This is a genomic window from Aeromonas sp. FDAARGOS 1418 (assembly GCF_019048585.1).
Classification (GTDB): domain Bacteria; phylum Pseudomonadota; class Gammaproteobacteria; order Enterobacterales; family Aeromonadaceae; genus Aeromonas; species Aeromonas caviae.
Genome location: NZ_CP077387.1, coordinates 1,051,470 through 1,070,000, shown reverse-complemented (window position 1 = coordinate 1,070,000; position 18,531 = coordinate 1,051,470). Strand labels below are relative to the sequence as shown.

31 protein-coding genes (1 of these 31 cut by a window edge) are annotated in these 18,531 nt (G+C 56.6%); 3 read left to right on the top strand and 28 right to left on the bottom strand.

The features are described from left to right. The 26 genes from rpsD to rpsJ form a co-directional block, all read right to left on the bottom strand. Positions 1-369 carry the 5' portion of a 30S ribosomal protein S4 gene (gene rpsD, locus I6L48_RS05165; RefSeq protein WP_010672568.1) on the bottom strand. Its footprint begins 252 nt before the window's first position, so only the first 369 of its 621 coding nucleotides appear in the window; the start codon lies at positions 367-369; its stop codon lies off the left edge, out of view. 39 nt (positions 370-408) lie between these two features. Next, entirely contained in the window at positions 409-798 is a 390-nt protein-coding gene (gene rpsK / locus I6L48_RS05160) for a 30S ribosomal protein S11 (RefSeq protein WP_005319702.1), read from the bottom strand. A 14-nt stretch (positions 799-812) separates the two neighbouring features. After that, on the bottom strand, positions 813-1,169 hold the full coding sequence (gene rpsM, locus I6L48_RS05155; RefSeq protein ID WP_005307991.1) for a 30S ribosomal protein S13: 357 nt from the start codon (positions 1,167-1,169) through the stop codon (positions 813-815). Between the two features lie 139 nt (positions 1,170-1,308). Continuing rightward, positions 1,309-1,422 (bottom strand): 50S ribosomal protein L36, encoded by a 114-nt coding sequence (rpmJ, locus tag I6L48_RS05150; protein WP_005319705.1) that lies wholly within the window; start codon positions 1,420-1,422, stop codon positions 1,309-1,311. Positions 1,423-1,449: 27 nt separating this feature from the next. Then, a complete protein-coding gene (gene secY, locus I6L48_RS05145; RefSeq protein ID WP_010672567.1) occupies positions 1,450-2,778 on the bottom strand; it encodes a preprotein translocase subunit SecY in 1,329 nt (442 codons plus the stop codon). An 8-nt stretch (positions 2,779-2,786) separates the two neighbouring features. Continuing rightward, positions 2,787-3,224, bottom strand: a complete 438-nt coding sequence (gene rplO, locus I6L48_RS05140) for a 50S ribosomal protein L15 (protein ID WP_005307987.1) — start codon at positions 3,222-3,224, stop codon at positions 2,787-2,789. A 2-nt stretch (positions 3,225-3,226) separates the two neighbouring features. Beyond that, complete coding sequence (gene rpmD / locus I6L48_RS05135) at positions 3,227-3,406, bottom strand: 50S ribosomal protein L30 (RefSeq protein WP_005307985.1); 180 nt, start codon at positions 3,404-3,406, stop codon at positions 3,227-3,229. A gap of 6 nt (positions 3,407-3,412) precedes the next feature. Further along, complete coding sequence (gene rpsE / locus I6L48_RS05130) at positions 3,413-3,913, bottom strand: 30S ribosomal protein S5 (protein ID WP_005340605.1); 501 nt, start codon at positions 3,911-3,913, stop codon at positions 3,413-3,415. Positions 3,914-3,927: 14 nt separating this feature from the next. Next, the gene (gene rplR / locus I6L48_RS05125; protein ID WP_010672566.1) at positions 3,928-4,281 is read right to left on the bottom strand and encodes a 50S ribosomal protein L18; all 354 of its coding nucleotides are present in this window, start codon (positions 4,279-4,281) and stop codon (positions 3,928-3,930) included. Between the two features lie 9 nt (positions 4,282-4,290). Further along, positions 4,291-4,824: a 50S ribosomal protein L6 gene (gene rplF / locus I6L48_RS05120; RefSeq protein WP_010672565.1), complete on the bottom strand. Its 534-nt coding sequence runs from the start codon at positions 4,822-4,824 to the stop codon at positions 4,291-4,293. Between the two features lie 13 nt (positions 4,825-4,837). Continuing rightward, positions 4,838-5,230: a 30S ribosomal protein S8 gene (gene rpsH / locus I6L48_RS05115; protein WP_010672564.1), complete on the bottom strand. Its 393-nt coding sequence runs from the start codon at positions 5,228-5,230 to the stop codon at positions 4,838-4,840. 19 nt (positions 5,231-5,249) lie between these two features. Then, a complete protein-coding gene (gene rpsN, locus I6L48_RS05110; protein WP_005331161.1) occupies positions 5,250-5,555 on the bottom strand; it encodes a 30S ribosomal protein S14 in 306 nt (101 codons plus the stop codon). A gap of 10 nt (positions 5,556-5,565) precedes the next feature. Continuing rightward, entirely contained in the window at positions 5,566-6,105 is a 540-nt protein-coding gene (gene rplE, locus I6L48_RS05105; RefSeq protein WP_005331162.1) for a 50S ribosomal protein L5, read from the bottom strand. Between the two features lie 13 nt (positions 6,106-6,118). After that, positions 6,119-6,436: a 50S ribosomal protein L24 gene (gene rplX / locus I6L48_RS05100; protein ID WP_005307977.1), complete on the bottom strand. Its 318-nt coding sequence runs from the start codon at positions 6,434-6,436 to the stop codon at positions 6,119-6,121. Positions 6,437-6,447: 11 nt separating this feature from the next. Next, on the bottom strand, positions 6,448-6,816 hold the full coding sequence (gene rplN / locus I6L48_RS05095; protein ID WP_005307975.1) for a 50S ribosomal protein L14: 369 nt from the start codon (positions 6,814-6,816) through the stop codon (positions 6,448-6,450). A gap of 148 nt (positions 6,817-6,964) precedes the next feature. Further along, a complete protein-coding gene (gene rpsQ / locus I6L48_RS05090) occupies positions 6,965-7,213 on the bottom strand; it encodes a 30S ribosomal protein S17 (protein ID WP_005307966.1) in 249 nt (82 codons plus the stop codon). Next, entirely contained in the window at positions 7,213-7,404 is a 192-nt protein-coding gene (rpmC, locus tag I6L48_RS05085) for a 50S ribosomal protein L29 (protein ID WP_005307965.1), read from the bottom strand. The genes rpsQ and rpmC overlap by 1 nt, the downstream gene beginning before the upstream one ends. Continuing rightward, positions 7,404-7,817 (bottom strand): 50S ribosomal protein L16, encoded by a 414-nt coding sequence (rplP, locus tag I6L48_RS05080; protein WP_010672562.1) that lies wholly within the window; start codon positions 7,815-7,817, stop codon positions 7,404-7,406. The genes rpmC and rplP overlap by 1 nt, the downstream gene beginning before the upstream one ends. A 13-nt stretch (positions 7,818-7,830) precedes the next feature. Then, a complete protein-coding gene (rpsC, locus tag I6L48_RS05075) occupies positions 7,831-8,544 on the bottom strand; it encodes a 30S ribosomal protein S3 (RefSeq protein WP_005331168.1) in 714 nt (237 codons plus the stop codon). Positions 8,545-8,547: 3 nt separating this feature from the next. After that, positions 8,548-8,892 (bottom strand): 50S ribosomal protein L22, encoded by a 345-nt coding sequence (gene rplV / locus I6L48_RS05070; RefSeq protein ID WP_010672561.1) that lies wholly within the window; start codon positions 8,890-8,892, stop codon positions 8,548-8,550. A 10-nt stretch (positions 8,893-8,902) separates the two neighbouring features. Further along, positions 8,903-9,181 carry a 30S ribosomal protein S19 gene (rpsS, locus tag I6L48_RS05065; RefSeq protein ID WP_005307960.1) on the bottom strand — a complete coding sequence of 93 codons (279 nt, stop codon included), beginning with the start codon at positions 9,179-9,181 and terminating at the stop codon, positions 8,903-8,905. 22 nt (positions 9,182-9,203) lie between these two features. Continuing rightward, a complete protein-coding gene (gene rplB / locus I6L48_RS05060) occupies positions 9,204-10,025 on the bottom strand; it encodes a 50S ribosomal protein L2 (protein WP_010672560.1) in 822 nt (273 codons plus the stop codon). 15 nt (positions 10,026-10,040) lie between these two features. After that, positions 10,041-10,340, bottom strand: a complete 300-nt coding sequence (gene rplW, locus I6L48_RS05055) for a 50S ribosomal protein L23 (protein ID WP_342690021.1) — start codon at positions 10,338-10,340, stop codon at positions 10,041-10,043. Next, positions 10,340-10,945 carry a 50S ribosomal protein L4 gene (gene rplD / locus I6L48_RS05050; protein WP_005340616.1) on the bottom strand — a complete coding sequence of 202 codons (606 nt, stop codon included), beginning with the start codon at positions 10,943-10,945 and terminating at the stop codon, positions 10,340-10,342. Before rplD ends, rplW begins: the two co-directional genes overlap by 1 nt. A 17-nt stretch (positions 10,946-10,962) precedes the next feature. Beyond that, on the bottom strand, positions 10,963-11,595 hold the full coding sequence (gene rplC / locus I6L48_RS05045; RefSeq protein ID WP_010672559.1) for a 50S ribosomal protein L3: 633 nt from the start codon (positions 11,593-11,595) through the stop codon (positions 10,963-10,965). A 22-nt stretch (positions 11,596-11,617) separates the two neighbouring features. After that, positions 11,618-11,929 carry a 30S ribosomal protein S10 gene (rpsJ, locus tag I6L48_RS05040; protein ID WP_005307944.1) on the bottom strand — a complete coding sequence of 104 codons (312 nt, stop codon included), beginning with the start codon at positions 11,927-11,929 and terminating at the stop codon, positions 11,618-11,620. A 355-nt stretch (positions 11,930-12,284) separates the two neighbouring features. On the opposite strand from rpsJ, the gene I6L48_RS05035 reads away from it, so the two are divergent. Next, positions 12,285-13,199, top strand: a complete 915-nt coding sequence (locus tag I6L48_RS05035; protein ID WP_113069459.1) for a DMT family transporter — start codon at positions 12,285-12,287, stop codon at positions 13,197-13,199. A gap of 36 nt (positions 13,200-13,235) precedes the next feature. Here the strand turns inward: I6L48_RS05035 and envZ are convergent, their stop codons facing one another. After that, the gene (envZ, locus tag I6L48_RS05030; protein ID WP_010672557.1) at positions 13,236-14,546 is read right to left on the bottom strand and encodes a two-component system sensor histidine kinase EnvZ; all 1,311 of its coding nucleotides are present in this window, start codon (positions 14,544-14,546) and stop codon (positions 13,236-13,238) included. Then, entirely contained in the window at positions 14,543-15,262 is a 720-nt protein-coding gene (ompR, locus tag I6L48_RS05025) for a two-component system response regulator OmpR (RefSeq protein WP_113069457.1), read from the bottom strand. The genes envZ and ompR overlap by 4 nt, the downstream gene beginning before the upstream one ends. Positions 15,263-15,464: 202 nt before the next feature. On the opposite strand from ompR, the gene greB reads away from it, so the two are divergent. Together greB and I6L48_RS05015 are read left to right on the top strand one after the other, a co-directional pair. Next, entirely contained in the window at positions 15,465-15,938 is a 474-nt protein-coding gene (gene greB / locus I6L48_RS05020) for a transcription elongation factor GreB (protein WP_113069455.1), read from the top strand. A gap of 268 nt (positions 15,939-16,206) precedes the next feature. Next, entirely contained in the window at positions 16,207-18,513 is a 2,307-nt protein-coding gene (locus tag I6L48_RS05015; RefSeq protein ID WP_113069453.1) for a Tex family protein, read from the top strand. Positions 18,514-18,531 lie beyond the last annotated feature (18 nt).

Sequence of the window (18,531 nt, the reverse complement as noted above, 5' to 3'; positions counted from 1 at the left end):
GATGGCTTTGTGGCTCACCAGCTGACGAGATTCAGCACGAGTGGCGCCGAAGCCCATGCGGTAGACGACGTTGTCCAGACGACCTTCCAGCAGCTGCAACAGGTTTTCACCGGTGTTACCCTTTTGACGGGCAGCGTCGCGGTAGTAGTTGCGGAACTGTTTTTCCAATACGCCATAGATACGACGTACTTTTTGTTTCTCGCGCAGTTGCACACCGTAGTCGGACAGACGCGCTTTACGCGCACCGTGTTGACCAGGAACGGTGTCAATCTTGCACTTAGAATCAATCGCACGAACACCAGACTTCAGGAAGAGGTCGGTGCCCTCACGACGGCTAAGCTTAAGCTTAGGACCGATATATCTTGCCATCTTCTTTCTCCAACAATCCTAGACCAAGTAGCTACAGCGTTACACGCGGCGCTTCTTGGGAGGACGACAACCGTTGTGCGGGATCGGAGTCACATCAGTAATGTTAGTGATGCGGAAACCAGCCGCGTTCAGAGCGCGGATGGAAGACTCACGACCGGGACCCGGACCTTTGACCATGACTTCCAGGTTCTTCACGCCGTATTCTTTGGCGATCTCACCAGCACGCTCAGCAGCTACCTGGGCAGCAAACGGAGTGGACTTACGGGAACCACGGAAACCGGAACCACCAGAGGTAGCCCAAGACAGAGCATTGCCCTGACGGTCAGTAATGGTCACGATTGTGTTGTTGAAAGATGCATGAACGTGCGCAATACCGTCGCTCACTTGCTTTTTAACGCGCTTGCGAGCACGAGTCGGAGTTTTAGCCATTTTCTACCTTCCCGTTACTTCTTGATAGCCTTGCGCGGACCCTTACGGGTACGAGCGTTGGTCTTGGTACGTTGACCACGAACAGGCAGGCTACGACGGTGACGCAAACCACGGTAGCAACCCAGATCCATCAATCGCTTGATGTTCATGGAAATCTGACGACGCAGGTCACCTTCGACGGTGAATTTACCTACTTGTTCACGCAGACTCTCGATCTGAGCTTCGTCCAGGTCTTTAATTTTCACATTCTCAGCGATACCGGCTGCGGCACAGATGGCCTTGGAGCGGGTACGACCGACGCCATAAATAGCAGTCAACGCAATGACTGCATGTTTATGGTCAGGAATGTTAATGCCAGCGATACGGGCCACTATTCACTCCTACATATAGTAGATAACGACCACCACAAAGCCCGTGAGCGGATACGTGGCGGTCAACCAATACACAACAAAAGTTGGCTGGCTATATTAGCCAGCACAACTATTTGTTGCAAGTACTAACCGTAAAAAATTAGCCTTGGCGCTGTTTATGCTTTGGCTCGCTGCAAATCACACGCACCACACCGTGACGCTTGATGATTTTGCAGTTACGGCAGATTGCCTTAACGGAAGCACGAACTTTCATTGCTTAACTCCGTAACTACGCCGACCTTTAGCGGCCGTAGCCCTTCAGGTTGGCCTTCCTCAGGACGTCGCCATATTGATGAGACATCATATGGGTCTGAACCTGAGCCATGAAGTCCATGATAACTACCACGATAATCAGCAGCGAGGTGCCACCGAAGTAGAACTGTACGTTCCAGGCAGTCATCAGGAACTGGGGTACCAGACAGATAAAGGTAATATAGAGCGCACCTGCCAATGTCAGGCGAGTCATAACCTTATCGATGTAACGTGCTGTCTGCTCGCCCGGGCGGATCCCCGGGATAAAGGCTCCACTCTTCTTCAGGTTATCTGCTGTCTCGCGGGGGTTGAACACCAGCGCGGTATAGAAGAAGCAGAAGAAGATAATGGCTGCTGCATAGAGCATCTCGTACAAGGGCTGACCCGGCTGCAGGACCATAGAGACCTGTTGCAGGATGTCAGCGATCTTGCCCTCGCCCTGACCAAACCAGGAGGTAATGGTACCCGGGAAGAGGATGATGCTGGATGCGAAAATCGCAGGAATCACACCGGCCATATTCACTTTCAACGGCAGGTGTGTGCTTTGCGCAGCGAATACTTGGCGGCCTTGTTGACGCTTGGCATAGTTAACGACGATACGACGCTGACCACGCTCCACGAACACCACAAAGTAAGTCACAGCGAAAACAATCAAGCCCAGCAACAACAACAGCAGGATGTGCAATTCCCCTTGACGTGCCTGTTCGGCCGTAGCGCCAATGGCATGAGGCAGACCGGCGACGATACCTGTGAAGATAATCAACGAGATACCATTACCAATCCCACGCTCGGTAATCTGTTCACCCAACCACATCAAGAACATGGTACCGGTGACCAGACTCACAACGGCTGTAAAATAGAAGCCCAAACCCGGATGAGTCACGAGTCCTTGCATCATATTCGGCAGACCTGTTGCAATACCAATGGCCTGGAACGTTCCCAAAACCAGCGTGCCCCAACGGGTATATTGGCTAATCTTGCGACGGCCGGATTCACCTTCTTTCTTGAGTTCAGCAAGAGCAGGGTGAACCACAGTCAGCAACTGGATAATGATCGACGCCGAAATGTACGGCATGATCCCCAGTGCAAGAATAGAAGCACGCGAGAGTGCACCACCACTGAACATGTTGAACATCTCAATGATGGTGCCCTTCTGTTGTTGGAACAACTCGGCCAGTACGGCGGCGTCAATACCAGGGATCGGCACATAAGAGCCTGCACGGAACACGATAATTGCCCCGAGAACGAAGAGCAGACGGCTCTTCAGTTCGCTCAGACCACCTTGTGCTTTAACATCCAATCCTGGTTTCTTAGCCATTGTACTGATTATTCCTCGATTTTACCGCCAGCGGCCTCGATGGCTGCACGTGCACCCTTGGTGACGGACAGACCACGAACGGTCACAGCACGGTCAATGTTGCCAGACAGAACAACTTTAGCGAACACGATGTTTTTGGTAATAACACCGGCTTGCTTCAGAGTGCTCACGTCGACCACATCACCTTCTACCAGGGCGATTTCGTTCAGGCGCACTTCGGCAGAAACCAAAGATTTGCGAGAGAAGAAACCGAACTTCGGCAGACGGATTTTCAAAGGCATCTGGCCGCCTTCGAAACCGTTGCGGACCTTGCCGCCACCGGAACGAGAGGTTTGACCTTTAACACCACGACCACCGGTCTTGCCCAGACCAGAACCGATACCACGGCCCGGACGGTGCTTGACGCGCTTGGAGCCAGCGGCCGGAGACAGAGTATTCAGACGCATGCTTAGCCCTCCACCTTAACCATGTAATAAACCTGGTTGATCATGCCGCGTACGCAGGGAGTATCTTCCAGCTCAACGGTGTGACCAATGCGACGCAGACCCAGACCACGCAGAGTCGCCTTGTGCTTTGGCAGACGGCCGATAGAGCTGCGAGTTTGAGTTACTTTTACAGTGTTAGCCATGTCGCATTACCCCAGAATTTCTTCAACGCGCAGACCACGCTTGGCCGCGATCTGTTCCGGTGATTGACCGTGAACCAGAGCGTCGACAGTTGCGCGAACAACGTTGATTGGGTTGGTGGAACCGTAGGTCTTGGCCAGCACGTTGTGGATACCAGCAACTTCCAGTACGGCACGCATGGCGCCGCCTGCAATGATACCAGTACCTTGGGAGGCCGGCTTCATGAACACGGTGGAACCAGAGTGAACGCCACGCACCGGGTGGTGCAGGGTGCCGTTGTTCAGCTCAACCTTGTTCAGGTTACGCTTAGCCTGTTCCATCGCCTTTTGAATGGCGGCCGGAACTTCACGGGCTTTACCGTAACCGTAACCTACACGGCCGTTACCATCACCCACCACGGTCAACGCGGTGAAGGACATGATACGACCACCTTTAACAGTTTTCGAAACACGGTTTACTGCAATGAGCTTTTCTTGCAGTTCGCCGGCTTGAGATTCGACTTTAGCCATCTTCGACTCCTAGCTTAGAACTGAAGACCAGCGTCACGAGCAGCGGCAGCCAGAGCGGCTACACGACCGTGATACTTGAAACCGGAACGATCGAAAGATACGTTCTGAACGCCTTTGGCAATAGCACGCTCAGCGATAGCCTTACCTACAGCGGTAGCAGCATCTGCGTTACCGGTGTATTTCAGAGCTTCACTGATGGCTTTCTCTACTGTGGAAGCAGAGGCCAGAACTTCGGAACCGTTGGCTGCAATAACCTGCGCATAGATATGACGCGGGGTACGGTGAACAACCAGACGGGTAGCTCCCAGTTCCTGCATCTTTTTCCGAGCACGAGTAGCACGACGGAGACGAGCTGCTTTCTTGTCCATAGTGTTACCTTACTTCTTCTTAGCTTCTTTAGTACGCACTTGCTCGTTGGCATAGCGTACACCCTTGCCCTTGTAGGGCTCCGGAGCGCGGTAAGCACGGATATCGGCGGCGACTTGGCCAACCAGCTGCTTGTCCACACCACGCAGAACGATCTCGGTGGCGGACGGACATTCAGCGGTGACACCAGCCGGCAGCGCATGCTCTACCGGGTGAGAGAAGCCCAGTGCCAGCGCAACAGCATTGCCCTTGATGGAGGCTTTGTAACCTACACCAACCAGCTGCAGCTTGCGCTCGAAGCCTTGGGTAACACCGACTACCATGTTGTTGACCAATGCACGGGCAGTACCGGCCTGAGCGTCAGCACCAGCGATGCCGTCGCGCGGGGCGAACTTCAGTACATTGTCTTCTTTGGTCACTTCTACACCGGCGTGGATGGAACGAACCAGGGAACCCTTGCCACCTTTGATGGACAGTTCTTGGCCGTTCAGAGTCACCTCTACGCCAGCAGGAATAGTGACGGGTGCCTTAGCAACGCGAGACATTTCCGACCTCCTATTAAGCGACGTAGCAGATGATCTCACCACCCATGCTTGCCTTGCGGGCAGCACGGTCGGTCATCACACCTTTAGACGTGGACACGATAGCAACACCGAGACCGCCCATGACTTTCGGCAGATCAGTAGTGCGCTTGTAAATACGCAGGCCGGGACGGCTCACGCGTTGGATCAGTTCTACAACCGGCTTGCCCTGGAAATACTTCAGTTCGATTTCCAGTTCCGGTTTCACGTCACCAGCTACGTTGTAGCCAGCGATGTAACCTTCTTCTTTCAGCACTTTGGCGATAGCCACTTTCAGCTTGGAAGAAGGCATGGAAACCGCAACTTTGCTCGCCGCCTGACCGTTACGGATGCGGGTCAGCATATCCGCGATCGGATCTTGCATGCTCATAGTCTAACTCCCGAGATTCTTACCAAGAGGCCTTTTTGAGGCCCGGAATTTCGCCCTTCATGGCATGCTCACGCACCTTGATGCGAGAGAGGCCAAACTTCCGCAGGAAACCGTGCGGACGACCAGTGATGTTGCAACGGTTACGCTGGCGGGACGGACTGGAATCACGGGGCAGCTGTTGCAGTTGCAAGACAGCATCCCAACGCGCTTCTTCAGAAGCGTTCATATCAACGATGATAGCTTTCAGCTCGGTACGCTTGGTCGCGAACTTGGCTGCCAGCTTCGCACGCTTTGCTTCACGTGCTTTCATGGATGTTTTAGCCATAACCCTAACCTTACTTGCGGAATGGGAAGTTAAAGGCAGCCAGCAGAGCACGGCCTTCTTCGTCGGTATTCGCGGAAGTGGTGATGGTGATATCCAGACCACGGACGCGATCGACCTTGTCATAGTCGATTTCCGGGAAGATGATTTGCTCACGCACGCCCATGGAGTAGTTACCACGGCCATCGAACGCCTTGGCGTTCAGACCACGGAAGTCACGGATACGCGGTACGGAGATGCAAATCAGCCGTTCCAGGAACTCCCACATACGCTCGCCACGCAGGGTTACTTTACAACCTATCGGGTAGCCTTCACGAATCTTGAAGCCCGCAACAGATTTGCGTGCTTTGGTGATCAGCGGTTTCTGACCGGAAATGGCAGCCATATCGGCAGCAGCATTTTCCAGCAACTTCTTGTCAGAGATCGCTTCACCAACACCCATGTTCAGGGTGATTTTCTCGATCCGAGGGACTTGCATGATAGTCTTGTAACCGAACTGCTTGGACAGTTCATTTACTACATCGGATTTGTAGTAATCATGCAGTTTCGCCATCGTTAAACTCCAATTACTTCACAAGTTCGCCGGTGGATTTGAAGAAACGGACTTTCTTGCCGTCTTCAATCCGGAAACCAACGCGGTCAGCCTTGCCAGTGGCAGAGTTGAACAGCGCGACGTTAGATACATCGATGGGGGCTTCTTTGGTGACGATGCCGCCAGCCTGACCCAGTGCGGGTACCGGCTTTTGGTGTTTCTTCACCTGGTTGATGCCTTCCACGATTACCTTACCTTTTGCAATCAGGACTTGAGTGACTTTGCCACGCTTGCCCTTGTCTTTGCCGGTAAGAACAATTACTTCGTCTTCGCGACGGATTTTAGCTGCCATCGTTCGACTCCTTACAGTACTTCGGGTGCCAGGGACACAATCTTCATGAACTTCTCGTTACGGAGTTCACGGGTCACCGGGCCAAAAATACGAGTACCGATTGGCTGTTGGTTGTTGTTAAGCAACACAGCCGCATTGTTGTCGAAACGGATGACAGAGCCGTCCGGACGACGAACGCCTTTACGGGTGCGTACGACCACCGCGTTATACACATCACCTTTCTTCACTTTACCGCGAGGAATGGCTTCCTTGATGGAAACCTTGATGATGTCGCCGATGCCGGCATAACGGCGGTGCGAACCACCCAGAACCTTAATACACATTACACTGCGAGCGCCGGAGTTGTCGGCAACACCCAGCATACTTTGCATCTGGATCATCTTAGTGCTCCGCTTTGTTTACTTCTTATCCCTGATGGGATCTGGCTGCCTTCAAAAGGCGCGAAACTATAACACAGCTATTTTTGAAAAGGTAGCCTAAAAAACAAACGGCCCCGATGGGGGGCCGTTTGGGCTAAAAAGTACCGAATTAGGCCTTTTCTACGACAGCAACCAGGGTCCAGGACTTGGTCTTGGACAGCGGGCGGCACTCGCGGATTTCCACGAGATCGCCAGCCTTGCACTCGTTGTTCTCGTCATGCACGTGCAGCTTGGTAGTGCGCTTGATGATCTTACCGTAGATCGGGTGCTTTACCTTGCGCTCGATAGCGACGGTGATGGACTTGTCCATCTTGTCGCTAATTACACGACCTTGCAGAGTACGGATCTTGTCAGTCATTACGCACCTGCCTTCTCAGTCAGTACAGTCTTGATACGTGCGACGTCACGACGCACTTGTTTCAGAGTGTGAGTCTGAGCCAGCTGGCCGGTGGAAGCTTGCATGCGCATGTTGAATTGCTCACGCAGCAGACCCAGCAGCTCCTGGTTCAGTTCTTCGACGCTCTTTTGACGCAGATCTTGGGCTTTCATCACATCACCGTCTTAATTACGAAAGTGGTCTGAACAGACAGCTTAGCTGCGGCCAGGGCAAACGCTTCACGCGCCAGAGCCTCAGGTACACCATCCATCTCGTACAGAACCTTGCCAGGCTGGATCGGGCAAACCCAGTATTCCACGTTACCCTTACCTTTACCCATACGAACTTCGAGGGGCTTTTCGGTGATGGGCTTGTCCGGGAACACACGGATCCAGATCTTGCCTTGACGCTTAACGTGACGGGTCATGGCACGACGGGCTGCTTCGATTTGACGAGCAGTCAGTTGACCACGAGATGTCGCCTTCAGGCCAAAGGTACCGAAGGATACTTCGTTACCGGCATTGGCCAGACCGCGGTTACGACCCTTGTGGGTCTTGCGGAATTTAGTACGCTTAGGTTGCAACATTTACCGAATCTCCTTACTTGGCAGCGCGGCGCTTGTTGTCACGCTTGGGCTTCGCAGGAGCTTGCTCTTGAGCAGCGGCAGCATTGACTGCAGCCAGACCGCCCAGAACTTCGCCCTTGAAGATCCAAACTTTAACGCCGATCACACCGTAAGTGGTGTGGGCTTCAGAAGTTGCGTAGTCGATGTCGGCGCGCAGGGTGTGCAGGGGCACACGACCTTCACGGTACCATTCGGTACGCGCGATTTCAGCGCCGCCCAGACGGCCGGAAACTTCCACTTTGATGCCCTTGGCACCCAGGCGCATGGCGTTCTGTACGGCGCGCTTCATAGCACGACGGAACATTACGCGACGCTCCAGCTGGGAAGTGATGCTGTCGGCAACCAGTTTGCCATCCAGCTCCGGCTTGCGGACTTCGGAAATGTTGATCTGAGCAGGCACGCCAGCGATTGCGGCTACAGCTTTGCGCAGTTTTTCAACGTCTTCGCCTTTCTTGCCGATCACGACACCCGGACGAGCGGTGTGAATGGTCACACGGATGCTCTTGGCCGGACGCTCGATAGTGATCTTGGACAAGGAAGCGTTTTTCAGCTCCTTGGTCAGGAACTGGCGTACTTGGAAATCGCTGTACAGGTTGTCAGCGAAGTCTTTGGTGTTCGCGAACCAGGTAGAATTCCAAGGCTTGGTAATACCCAGGCGAATGCCATTAGGATGTACTTTCTGACCCATTGCTTATCTCCCAGCCTTAGCGTCGGATACCACTACAGTGATGTGAGCGGTACGCTTGAGGATACGATCCGCGCGACCTTTGGCACGCGGGCGGATGCGCTTCATGGAGGGACCTTCGTCTACCATGATGGTGGCAACACGCAGGGTGTCGATATCGGCACCTTCGTTGTGCTCAGCGTTGGCAATGGCAGATTCCAGCACTTTCTTCACCAGAACAGCAGCCTTTTTCGGGCTGAAGGTCAGGATGTTCAGAGCCTTGTCTACGGACAGACCACGTACTTGATCGGCTACCAGACGAGCTTTCTGGGCAGAAGTACGGGCATAACGGTGTTTAGCGATAGCTTCCATCATTTATCCCTTAGCGCTTCTTAGCCTTCTTATCAGCAGCATGGCCGCGATAAGTACGAGTCGGTGCGAATTCACCCAGTTTGTGACCGATCATTTCTTCGGTAACGAAAACCGGAACGTGCTGACGACCATTATGGACAGCGATGGTCAAACCGATCATGTTCGGGATGATCATTGAACGACGGGACCAGGTCTTAACCGGCTTTTTATCCCCGCTTTCCACCGCTTTCTCTACCTTCTTCAGCAAGTGCAGGTCGATAAATGGACCCTTCTTGAGAGAACGTGGCATGGTGATTCCTCTATGTTAACAATTACTTGTTACGACGACGTACGATGTACTTGTCGGTACGCTTGTTCTTACGGGTCTTGAAGCCCTTAGCCTTCTGGCCCCATGGGGACACAGGCTGCATGCCCTTGTTACGACCCTCACCACCACCGTGCGGGTGATCAACCGGGTTCATCGCCATACCGCGAACGGTCGGACGAATACCACGCCAGCGGTTAGCACCGGCTTTACCCAGTTGACGCAGCATGTGCTCGGAGTTACCCACTTCACCGATGGTAGCGCGGCACTCGGCCAGAACTTTACGTACTTCGCCGGAACGCAGACGCAGAGTTACATAGTTACCTTCACGAGCCAGGATCTGGATGAAAGTACCAGCAGAACGAGCCAGCTGGGCACCTTTACCAGGCTTCATCTCAACGGCGTGAACGGTAGAACCGACCGGGATGTTGCGCATCGGCAGGGTGTTACCCACCTTGATGGCAGCATCAGCACCAGAGGCGATTGCATCACCAGCTTTCAGGCCTTTCGGAGCCAGGATGTAACGACGCTCACCGTCTGCATACAGCACCAGGGCGATGTTTGCGGTACGGTTGGGATCGTATTCCAGACGCTCAACTTTGGCCGGAATGCCGTCTTTGTCGCGCTTGAAGTCGATCAGACGGTAGTGTTGCTTGTGACCACCACCGATGTGACGAGTGGTGATACGACCGTTGTTGTTACGGCCACCGGACTTGCTTTTGCTGTCCAGCAGAGCGGCGAAGGGCTTGCCCTTGTACAGCTCTTGGTTGACGATCTTGACGACGTGGCGGCGGCCCGGAGAAGTAGGCTTGCACTTAACGATTGCCATTTTTCAGAACTCCTCTTACTCGGCTGCGCCCATGAAGTCGATGTCCTGACCAGCTTTCAGGGTCACATAAGCCTTTTTCCAATCGGAACGACGGCCTACGCGTGCACCTGCGCGCTTGGTCTTACCCTTCATGTTCAGGGTACGGACGGTCTCAACTTCGACCTCGAACAGTTTCGCAACTGCAGCTTTGACTTCCGCCTTGGTGGCATCAACAGCAACTTTGAACACGATAGTGTTCTGCTTTTCTGCGACCATGGTGCTCTTTTCAGAGATGTGCGGAGCCTTCAGAACTTTCAGCAGACGCTCTTCACGGATCATGCCAGCATCTCCTCGATTTGCTTAACTGCGTCAGCAGTCATCAGAACCTTGTCGAAAGCGATCAGGCTGACCGGGTCGATACCGGCAACGTCACGCACGTCAACTTTGTACAGGTTACGAGCAGCCAGGAACAGGTTCTCATCGACTTCAGCAGTCACGATCAGAACGTCAGTCAGTTCCATTTCTTTCAGCTTGGCGATCAGTTCTTTGGTCTTCGGCGCTTCGATGCCGAACTTCTCAACAACGATCAGGCGCTCTTGACGTACCAGCTCGGACAGGATGCTACGGATAGCGCCGCGGTACATCTTCTTGTTTACTTTCTGGCTGTGATCTTGCGGCTTAGCAGCAAAGGTCACACCACCGGAACGCCAGATGGGCGAACGGATGGAGCCAGCACGGGCACGACCAGTGCCCTTCTGACGCCACGGCTTTTTGCCGCCACCAGACACTTCAGAGCGAGTCAGCTGCGCACGAGTACCCTGACGGGCACCAGCGGCATATGCAACGACAACCTGGTGAACCAGAGCTTCGTTGAATTCGCGCCCGAAGGTAGTCTCGGAAACTTCAAGAGCGCTCTTGGCGTCTTTCATTACCAATTCCATTACTATCTCCTCAGACGTTACGCTTTGACGGCAGGTTTGACGATCACGTTGCCGTTGGTTGCACCCGGTACTGCGCCTTTGATGAGCAGCAGGTTGCGTTCAGCGTCAACACGAACCAGTTCCAGGTTCTGAGTCGTTACACGCTCAGCACCCATGTGACCAGCCATCTTCTTGCCCTTGAATACACGGCCCGGGGTCTGGTTTTGACCGATGGAGCCAGGTACACGGTGGGACAGGGAGTTACCGTGGGTCATATCCTGGGTACGGAAGTTCCAGCGCTTAACAGTACCGGCAAAACCTTTACCCTTGGATGTGCCGGTAACGTCTACCAGCTTAACGTCAGCGAGAAGATCTACTTTCAGCTCGCTACCAACAGTGAAAGTTTCACCGTTGTTCAGGCGGAATTCCCACAGACCGCGACCGGCTTCTACACCAGCTTTGGCGAAGTGGCCAGCTTCCGGCTTGGTTACGCGGCTGGCTTTCTTGGCGCCAGTGGTAACCTGAATAGCGTTGTAGCCGTCGGTTTCTACAGATTTGACCTGAGTTACACGGTTAGCTTCAACTTCGATAACAGTCACCGGGATAGAAACGCCATCTTCAGTGAAGATGCGAGTCATACCCACTTTGCGACCTACAAGACCGATTGTCATTGTTATCAACCTCTTTCCGTAATTAACCCAGGCTGATCTGGACGTCTACACCAGCTGCCAGATCCAGACGCATCAGAGCGTCTACGGTCTTGTCAGTCGGCTCAACGATGTCTACCAGACGCTTGTGAGTGCGGATCTCGTACTGATCACGCGCGTCTTTGTTGACGTGCGGGGAGATCAGAACGGTGAAACGCTCTTTGCGAGTCGGCAGCGGGATAGGACCGCGAACCTGCGCGCCAGTGCGCTTAGCAGTTTCAACGATTTCCGCAGTGGATTGATCGATCAGGCGATGATCAAAAGCCTTCAGGCGGATACGGATTCTTTGGTTCTGCATTGACAGAGCTCCAATAGATAAAAGAACATAAATCAACACCGCCCGACCGGGACTGCTCCCGCCAGAGGTGTGATTTTTCACGTTTCCTCCCATATCGGGAGGACTGTATGGCTGGCAACTCGTAAACGGGAAGCTCAGCAAGCAGACATATCGTCTGGCTGCCTCATGGGCAAGCGGAGGGGATTATACGGATTTTTTCCACTCACGCAAGTGAAGGCGGACAGATTGTGCGCAATTTTATGTGACAGATGGATCTCGCCAACGGCTGGGCAAGCCCTTGCCTGGCAGGGGTAACGACAATGTTGCAAACAGGCTGATAGACTGCGCCCTCGCCCCTGTCTGCGGAACCCATCCCATGCTCAAGAATCAGAAGAAAGCCTACCAGTACGGGCTCTGTGCCGTCGCCCTCTGGTCCACGGTGGCCAGCGCCTTCAAGATCTCCCTCGCCTACTTTGAACCGGTACAGCTGCTGCTGGTCGCGGCCTGCACCTCGACCCTGACCCTGGGGTGCATTGTGGCCTGTCAGGGCAAACTGCCACTACTGCTCGACTACATCAAGAGTAGCCCCCTCTACTACCTCGCTCTCGGGGTCCTGAACCCCTTTCTCTATTACCTGCTGCTGTTCAAGGCATATGATCTGCTGCCCGCCCAGCAGGCACAGACTCTCAACTACACCTGGGCCATCACCCTCAGCCTGCTGGCCGTTCCCTTCCTCGGTCAAAAGCTGCGCCGCCGCGATGGCGTCGCCATCGTGCTTGGCTATTTCGGCGCCCTGGTGATCGCCACCAGGGGGGACGTGTTCGGTCTGCAGTTCGACAGCCCCCTCGGCGTCACGCTGGCGCTGGTGTCGACCCTGATCTGGGCCGGTTACTGGATCCTCAACACCCGCAATCAGGGGGATCCCGTCGTCAGCCTGCTGCTCGGCTTCATGATCAGCCTGCCCTTCATCATCGTGGCGACCTGGTTGCTCTCGGACTTTGCCATGACCGCCTGGCAGGGATGGGCTGGCGCCATCTATGTGGGGCTGTTCGAGATGGGTTTCGGTTTCGTGCTCTGGCTGATGGCACTGCGCCACGCCACCAACACGGCCCCCATCAGCAACCTTATCTTCATCTCGCCGTTTGCCTCTCTGGTGCTGCTCAACCTGTTGATCGGCGAAACCATTCACCCGGCGACCCCCATCGGGTTGGCTCTCATCGTCGCCGCCCTGCTTATCCAGCAACTCAAATATGGCAAGCGCTACCGCAAGGTGAGCGACCCCCACCCCTGACAGACAAAAGGGCGTATCCCTCGATACGCCCTGCTTTCAATCCATCCACTCCAACGGCTGGTTCTTGGGTAGCCGGATCTCCACCTGCAAGCCCCCCAGTTCGGAACGCCCCAACCTGATGGTGCCGTGATGCTGGGAGACTATCTTGGCAACGATGGCCAGCCCCAGCCCGCTGCCGCCACCGGTGCGCGCCACATTACCCTGGGTGAAGGGCTTGAGCACCCGGGAGTAGTCCTCTTCTGCGATCCCCGGGCCATTGTCGGAGAGTCGCAGCCGCACCCAGTGGCCATCATCCCTGAGCTCGGCCTGCAACCGGGTCGCGCCATAGCGCAGGGAGTTGCCCGACAGATTGTTGAGGATACGGCGAATACTGATGGGATGGCAGGCCACACGCACCGCCTCCTCCGGCAGGAGCAGCTCCACTTCCAGTCCCTGATCGGTCTGCATCAGCAACGCATCGTGAATGAGCTGGGTCAGGTCGACGGGCCGGGCATCGAGCCCCTCGTTCGGGCGAATGTAGTCGATGAACTGATCGATGATACCGTTCGACTCATCGATGTCCGCATTGATGCTCTCCTTGAGGTACTCATCCCCCGAGGACATCATCTCGGTCGCGAGACGAATGCGGGTGAGAGGGGTGCGCAAATCGTGGGATACCCCGGCCATCATCAGGTTGCGCTCCTCGATCAGCCCCTTGATGGAGCTCGACATGTGGTTGAAGGTGCGGGTCAGGCGGCGCACCTCCCGCGAGCCCTGCTCCCCCAGGGCATCGGGAAAGTTGCCGCGCGCCACCGCCACAGCCCCCGCTTCCAGATCCTCCAGCGGTCGCACCAGCTGACGGGCAAAACGCCAGGCCGCAAACAGGGTCACCACCAGCAAGACGCTCATATAGAGGATGAGCGGTTCGATGTCGTCATCTTCAATCTCCGTCAGGGGAATGCGCACCCACATCTGGCTGGCCTGGGGAGGCTGGATCCAGATGATGTAGTGATCCTGGATTTCAACCCTGACCCTGGTATCCCCTTTCAATTCGCGGCTGATGCTCTGCTCCAGATAGGGGTAGGGCTTGGAATCATTCAGCCCGTGCTGCTCCGCCTCGCTCTGGGTATAGATGTCGCTGCCAGTGGTCACATAGACCAGCGCCTCGGCATCTTCACTGAGCGCCAGCTGGTTGTTGTCCACCGGGAAGATGAGTTTGACCTGGTTTGCCAGCAGGTGGCTGATCTGCTTGACGGTCGGCGCCAGCAGGTAGTTGTAGAAGGTAACGTAGGAGACGACTTGATAGACCACCAGCACGGCAGCCAGAAACCAGAGCATGCGGGAGAACATGCTGCCCACTTTCTTCATGCGCTCTCACCGTCCGGTACGAACACATACCCCAGACCCCAGACAGTCTGCAGATAGCGGGGCTGGGCCGGGTCCTGTTCCAGCAGGCGGCGCAGGCGGGAGACCTGCACATCAATGCTGCGCTCGGTGGCCGTGTACTCGCGACCACGGGCCAGGTTCATCAGCTTGTCACGGGAGAGCGGTTCGCGAGGATGACTCACCAGCACCTTGAGCACGGCGAACTCCCCGCTGGTCAGGGAAACCGGTTCGCCATCACGGCTCAGTTCACGGGTCGCCAGATTGAGTTGGTAGGCCCCGAAACTCACCATCTTCTCCGCCGCGGAAGGGGCGCCGGGCAGCTCCACGGTATGGCGGCGCAGCACGGCGCGGATCCGGGCCAGCAGCTCACGGGGGTTGAACGGCTTGGGCAGATAATCGTCGGCCCCCATCTCCAGACCGACGATGCGATCCACCTCGTCCCCCTTGGCGGTGAGCATCAAGACAGGGATCTGGTTGCCGGCCTCGCGCAGGCGGCGGCAGATGGAGAGGCCGTCTTCCCCCGGCAGCATCAGATCAAGCACCATCAGGCTGAAGTTTTCACGCGTCAGCAGGCGATCGGCCTGCTCCCCGTTGGCGACACCCCGCACTACAAACCCCTGCTCGGTGAGGTAGCGCTCCAGCAAGGAACGCAGTTTCAGATCGTCGTCCACCACCAGGACCTTGTATTGCTGACTCATTGCCACCTCTCTTCTCTGTCTCCCCTCATACTAGAGCCGCCCCCTGCAACCACAAAGCATAAATATGTTACCGGTTATTGCCCTCATTCGGCCCCGGAGCCGGGAAGGATGGATGACCAGCTCTGCTTTTTGCTCGACAGGGCGGCGACAATGACTAAGATCCCGAGCAACCGGATGCAATTGGCGAGGGAGTGATAACTCCATGAAAACCAAACTCATTACCCGTGAAGGCTACACCAGGCTCCGGCAGGAGCACGACATGCTCTGGCGGGAGGAGAGGCCCGATGTCACCAAAAAAGTGGCCTGGGCGGCGAGCCTGGGTGATCGCAGCGAGAATGCCGATTACCAGTACAACAAGAAACGCCTGCGGGAGATCGACCGCCGGGTTCGCTACCTGCGCAAGTGCCTGGAAGAGCTGACCATAGTCGACTACTCCCCCTCCCAGGAGGGCAAGGTCTTCTTCGGCGCCTGGGTCGAGGTGGAAAACGAAGAGGGAGAGACCAAGCGCTTTCGCATTGTCGGCTATGACGAGATCTTCGGCCGCAAGGATTACATCTCCATCGACTCCCCCATGGCCCGTGCCCTGCTCAAGAAAGAGGTGGGCGATGAAGCCTTGGTGCAAACGCCAGTGGGTGACGCCTGCTGGTACGTCAATGAGATCAGCTATCCCAAATAAGCCAGGCCGACCCTGACTGCCAAATCGGCTGACAAGGCCAGGAGAGACCGAGCATGTCCGCCCACCGGGTATGAGAAACGTCATTTCTGCCGGGGTGGCATCCCGCTGCCCGACCCCATATAGTGCTCACACCCGGCGCCTTGCGGCGCCAATCGGCCCGCGCGGCAGTGGCCTGGCAGGTATCTAAAGTATCGCCAGGACAGACCCCCTGTTCGGCGACATAGCCCCACGCTGACCAGTTAGACAGGACCCGACCAAGAGACCCTCCATGCAAAGCCACGTAATAGAACATCAGATCGCCGGTGAGCTGAATGCCCGCCCGGAACAGGTGCAGGCAGCTGTTCGCCTGCTGGACGAAGGCGCGACCGTTCCCTTCATCGCCCGTTACCGCAAAGAGGTGACCGGCGGTCTGGACGACAGCCAGCTGCGTACCCTGGAGAGCCGCCTCGGCTACCTGCGTGAACTGGCGGATCGCCGCCAGGTGATCCTGCGCTCCATCGAAGAGCAGGGCAAACTGACCCCCGAGCTGGCCCGCGAGCTGAACGACGCCGACAGCAAGACCCGGCTGGAAGACCTCTACCTACCCTACAAGCCCAAGCGGCGCACCAAGGGGCAGATGGCCATCGAGGCGGGGCTGGAGCCACTGGCGGATTTGCTGCTGGGTGACCCCATGAAGGATCCCGAACAGGAGGCGGTTCGCTTCCTCAATGCCGAGCAGGGGATCACCGACGGCAAGGCCGCCCTCGACGGTGCCCGCTACATCCTGATGGAGCGTTTCGCCGAGCAGGCCGATCTCCTTGAGAAGTTGCGGGACTACCTGTGGCAGAACGCCACCCTGCGTGCCCGCGTGGTGGCCGGCAAGGAGCAGGAAGGGGCCAAGTTCAAGGACTACTTCGAACACGACGAACCCCTGCACAAGGCCCCCTCCCACCGGGTGCTGGCCATGTTGCGCGGCCGCAACGAGGGGATCCTCAACCTGGCGCTGGTCACCGGCGAGGATGAGGGTACCAGCCCCTGCGAAGGGATCATCGCCCATCACCTCAGACTCAATCTGCAACACCGCCCGGCCGACAAGTGGCTGCAGGGGGTGGTGAGCTGGACCTGGAAGATCAAGCTGTCCTTGCAGATGGAAACCGAGCTGATCGGCCGCATCCGCGAATCGGCAGAAGACGAGGCGATCAAGGTGTTCGCCATGAACCTCAAGGATCTGCTGATGGCGGCACCGGCCGGCATGCGCTGCACCATGGGGCTGGATCCCGGCATCCGCACCGGGGTCAAGGTGGCGGTGGTGGATGCCACCGGCAAGCTGGTCGATCACGCGACCATCTATCCGTTCGAACCCAAACGCCAGGTTGACCAGAGTCTCAAGACCCTGAGCGAGCTGTGCCAGAAGCACAAGGTCGAGCTCATCAGCATCGGCAACGGCACCGCATCCCGGGAAACCGACCGCCTGGTGAGCGATCTGTTCGAGCGCTACCCGGCCGCCAAGGCGCAGAAGATTGTGGTGAGTGAAGCGGGGGCATCGGTCTACTCCGCCTCCGAGCTCGCCTCCCAAGAATTCCCGGATCTCGACGTCTCCATTCGTGGCGCCGTCTCCATCGCTCGCCGGCTGCAGGATCCGCTGGCCGAACTGGTCAAGATCGACCCCAAGAGCATCGGTGTGGGCCAGTACCAGCACGACGTCGGCCAGAGCCAGCTGGCCCGCCGCCTCGACGCGGTGGTCGAGGATTGCGTGAACGCGGTGGGGGTGGATGTGAATACCGCCTCGGTCGCCCTGCTCAACCGGGTTTCCGGCCTCTCCCAGACCCTGGCCCAGAACATCGTCGCCTACCGGGATGAGAACGGCGCCTTCCAGCATCGTCAGCAGCTGCTGAAAGTAAGCCGACTCGGGCCCAAGGCATTCGAGCAATGCGCCGGCTTCCTGCGCATTCGGGGCGGCAGCAACCCGCTGGACGGCTCGGCGGTGCACCCGGAATCCTACCCGGTGGTGGAGCGGATCCTCGCCAAGCTGGAGCAGACTGTGGGCAGCCTGCTCGGCAACAGCAGCCTGCTGCGCACCCTCAAGCCCACCGACTACACCGACGAGCAGTTCGGGGTGCCTACCGTCACCGACATCATTGGCGAGCTGGACAAGCCCGGCCGCGACCCGCGTCCCGAGTTCAAGACCGCCACCTTCAAGGAAGGGGTGGAGAAAATCAGCGATCTGGTGCCCGAGATGGTGCTGGAGGGTGTGGTCACCAACGTCACCAATTTCGGCGCCTTCGTCGACATCGGCGTCCATCAGGACGGGCTGGTGCACATTTCTTCCCTCACCGATCGCTTCGTCAAGGATCCCCGCGAGGTGGTCAAGGCCGGTGACATCGTCCGGGTCAAGGTGCTGGAAGTCGACGTACCACGCAAACGCATCAGTCTGACCATGCGTCTGGATGAAAAAGCCGGCCAACCTGCCCGCAAACCGACCGAGCCGCGTCACACCGGCAACGCCCGACCGAAACAGGCGCCCCGTCAGAGCGCTCCGACCGAGGGAGCCATGGGCAACGCCTTCGCGGCCGCCCTGTCGAAACTGAAGAAATAAGCCCCCAGAATGCAAAAA